At 70.1% G+C, this 3,415-nt stretch carries 3 protein-coding genes; all 3 read left to right on the top strand.

What is annotated here, in order from left to right; genetic code table 11:
* Nucleotides 1-1,037: amidase (locus AC6RA4_RS24250; RefSeq protein ID WP_500164694.1), on the top strand; the 1,037-nt coding region annotated here is incomplete at its 5' end.
* A gap of 330 nt (nucleotides 1,038-1,367) precedes the next feature.
* Complete coding sequence (locus AC6RA4_RS24245) at nucleotides 1,368-2,549, top strand: aminotransferase class I/II-fold pyridoxal phosphate-dependent enzyme (protein ID WP_500164692.1); 1,182 nt, start codon at nucleotides 1,368-1,370, stop codon at nucleotides 2,547-2,549.
* Between the two features lie 19 nt (nucleotides 2,550-2,568).
* The coding region (locus tag AC6RA4_RS24240; RefSeq protein ID WP_500164690.1) for a DNA translocase FtsK 4TM domain-containing protein at nucleotides 2,569-3,415 on the top strand (847 nt) is incomplete at its 3' end.

Below are 3,415 nucleotides of genomic sequence, written 5' to 3'. Positions count from 1 at the left end.
AGGGCAGGGTGCCCGCCCGCGATGCCGCCGTGCTGGACGTGGCGACGGCGATGGGGCTGGTCTGCCTCGGCAAGACCCACATGTCCGAGCTCGCCTTCTCCGGGCTCGGCCTCAACCCGATGACCGCGACCTCGCCTTGCGTGAATGATCCGGATGCCGTCGCCGGCGGCTCATCGTCGGGCGCGGCCGCCTCGGTCGCCTTCGGGCTGGCGGCGGCCGCCATCGGCTCCGACACCGGCGGCTCGGTGCGCATCCCCTCCTGCTGGAACGATCTCGTCGGGCTCAAGACCACCTCGGGCCGGATCTCGCTCGACGGCGTGGTGCCGCTGGCGGTGGCGTTCGACACCGTCGGTCCGCTCTGCCAGAGCGTCGAGGACGCGGCGCTGACCTTCGCGGCGCTCGAGGGTCGCGACGCCCCCGACCTGCGCGGCGCCTCGCTGAAAGGCCGCCGCTTCGCGCGGCTGACCACCATCGTTCTGGATGACATGAGCCCCGAGCCCGCCGCCGCCCACGCGGCCGCGCTCGACAAGCTCGCCGCCGCCGGTGCCGAGATCGTCGATCTCGACGTGCCCGAGATCGCCATCCCGATGCAGGATGCGGGCGTGCTCTACACCACCGAGGCCTGGGCGACCTGGGGCGAGGCCATCGAGGCGGCGCCCGACAAGATGTTCGCGCCGATCCGCGAGCGCTTCGAGGGCGGCAAGCCGGTGACCGGCGCGGCCTATCTGCGCGCGCTCGACCGCATGGCCGCCGCCCGCGCCGCCTATGCCCGCGCCACCGCCGGCTTCGACGCGGTGCTCTGCCCGACGGCGCCGATCCTGCCGCCCAATATCGACAAGCTGATGGAGCAGGGCGAATACTACGTCACCGCCAACCTGCTGGCCCTGCGCAACACCCGCGTCGGCAATGTCATGGGCGGCTGCGCCCTCACGCTGCCCACCGGCACCCCCTCCTGCGGGCTGTCGCTGATGGCGCCGCCGATGCAGGAAGATCGCCTGCTGCGCCTGGGCCTCGCCACCGAGCGCGCCCTGGCCTGACCCAAGCCACCCGCAGACCAACCCCCGCCTCTTCTCTGGTTCAAAAATACCTCGGGGGAGTCGCGGCTCTGCCGCGACGGGGGCAGCGCCCCCTCCCGCCCCATCCGCCACGTGACGCGAAAAAACCGCCCCGACGATCCCGGCAGAAATACAACGCGGAAGGGGCCTTGGGTCGTTTCCATCCGGTTGCGGCATTCCCGCCACAGCCGGCGCGGGCGTGGTCAGAGCGCTGGACGCAAGCCCGGTTCTTCCCGTATCGTGGCGGCAAATCGGGGCGAAAACGATCCCGGATAAAAAGCAGTATTGCAGGCAGTCAAAGGCTTATTTGCCATGTTTCCCGAGCGGTTTTCGAACCTGCCGCCCTATGCGTTTCCGCGTCTGCGGGCGCTGCTCGATGCGCATGCGCCGGGCGGCGAGGTCACGCATATGTCCATCGGCGAGCCCAAGCACCCGTTCCCCGACTGGGTGGGCACGGTGCTGGCCGAGCACGTCTCCGAGTTCGCCAAGTACCCGCCCAATGACGGCACCCCCGAGCTGCAGCAGGCGATTTCCGACTGGATCAAGCGCCGCTATGGCGTGAGCGTCGATCCCGCCACCCAGGTCATGCCGCTCAACGGCACCCGCGAGGGGCTCTACAACGCCGCCATGGCGCTCTGCCCCGAGCAGAAGCACGGCAAGCAGCCGGCGGTGCTGATCCCGAACCCGTTTTACCAGGTCTACGCCATCGCCACCGTCTCGGTGGTGGCCGAGCCGGTCTTCGTGAACGCCACGCAAGAGACCGGCCACCTGCCGGATTACCACGCGCTGCCCGAAGAGGTGCTCGAGCGCACCGCGCTGGCCTATATCTGCTCGCCCGCGAATCCGCAGGGCGCGGTGGCGGATCGCGGCTACTGGGAGCGGCTGATCGCGCTGGCCGAGAAACATGATTTCCGCATCCTCGCCGACGAGTGCTATTCCGAGATCTACCGCGGCGACGCGCCCGCCGGCGCGCTCCAGGTCGCCCACGAGATGGGGGCCGACCCCGAGCGCGTGGTGATCTTCCATTCGCTCTCGAAGCGCTCGAACCTGCCCGGGCTGCGCTCGGGCTTCGTGGCCGGGGGCCCCGAATGCATGAAGCGCATCAAGCAGTTGCGCGCCTATTCCGGCGCCCCGCTGCCGCTGCCGATCCAGCGGGTGAGCGAGCGGGTCTGGGCCGACGAGGCCCACGTGGTCGAGAACCGCAGGCTCTATGCCGAGAAGTTCGACATGGCCGACCGCATCTTCGGCAACGTGCCGGGCTACGAGCCTCCGCAGGCCGGGTTCTTCCTCTGGCTGCCGGTCGAGGATGGCGAGGCGGCGGCGCTGAAGCTCTGGCAGGAGACCGGCGTGCGGGTGCTGCCGGGCGCCTACCTGTCGCGCGACACCGCGGCGGGCAATCCGGGCAAGGGATATATCAGGGTCGCCCTCGTGGCAGACCGGGAGCAGACCGAACAGGGACTCACGCGGATCCGTGACTGTCTCTATGGGCAATAAGAAAAAGACGAGGCGAGCGATGGCATATCAGGCACGGGGGCGTGACCCCCTCTTCGACAGCAACATGCAGGCGGCGATCGAGAAGCGCGGCAAGGAGCTTGCCGGACTGGCCCTGATCGCCCTCGGCCTGATGGCCGCCGCGATGATCGGGTCCTACACGCCCGACGATCCCTCCTGGCTCTCGGCCACCGATGCGCCGGTGCAGAACTGGATGGGCCGGATCGGCGCCTCGATCGCCGCACCGCTATTCATGATCGTCGGCTGGGGCAGCTGGGGTCTCGCGCTCGTGCTCATGGTCTGGGGGGCTCGCCTCGCCCTCCACCAGGGCGAAGAGCGCGCGCTCTCCCGCATCGTCTTTGCCCCGATCTGGATTGCGCTCTCTGCCGTTTACGCCGCCGGCCAGACCGTCGGCCCGGAATGGACCCACAGCTTCGGGCTGGGCGGGCTCTTCGGCGACATGATGATGGGCACCGTGCTGGGCATCCTGCCGGTCGGGACCGGGCTGGGGCTGAAGGTCGTCATGCTGGTGCTGGGCGCCGGGATCGTCGCCATGGGCGCCTTTGTGCTGGGCTTCACCAAGCCCGAGCTGAGCGCCATCGGGCGCTTCCTGCTGGTTGGCACCGTGATGGCCTATGACACGCTGCTGCGGCTGCTGGGCCGTGGCGCGAGCTCGACCGTGTCGGCGGCTCAGCGCATGCAGGCGGCGCAGTCCGAGCGCCGCGAGCGTCGCCGTCAGGAAGAAGCCGAGGCCGCCGCCTGGGCCGCCGAGCAAGAAGCCGCCTGGGCCGCCGATCAGGGCCTGGCCCATGCCGCGCCCGCCGCGCATGCCGCCGCCCCGGCGCCTGGCCTGGTTGCCCCGGCCGCGC

The organism is Salipiger sp., from assembly GCF_059781815.1.
This window is presented reverse-complemented; position numbering and strand designations above follow the sequence as displayed.

Bases quoted from the DNA above. Each gene is read 5' to 3' on its own strand.
- AC6RA4_RS24245 (WP_500164692.1), top strand. From the start codon at position 1,368: ATGTTTCCCGAGCGGTTTTCGAACCTGCCGCCCTATGCGTTTCCGCGT.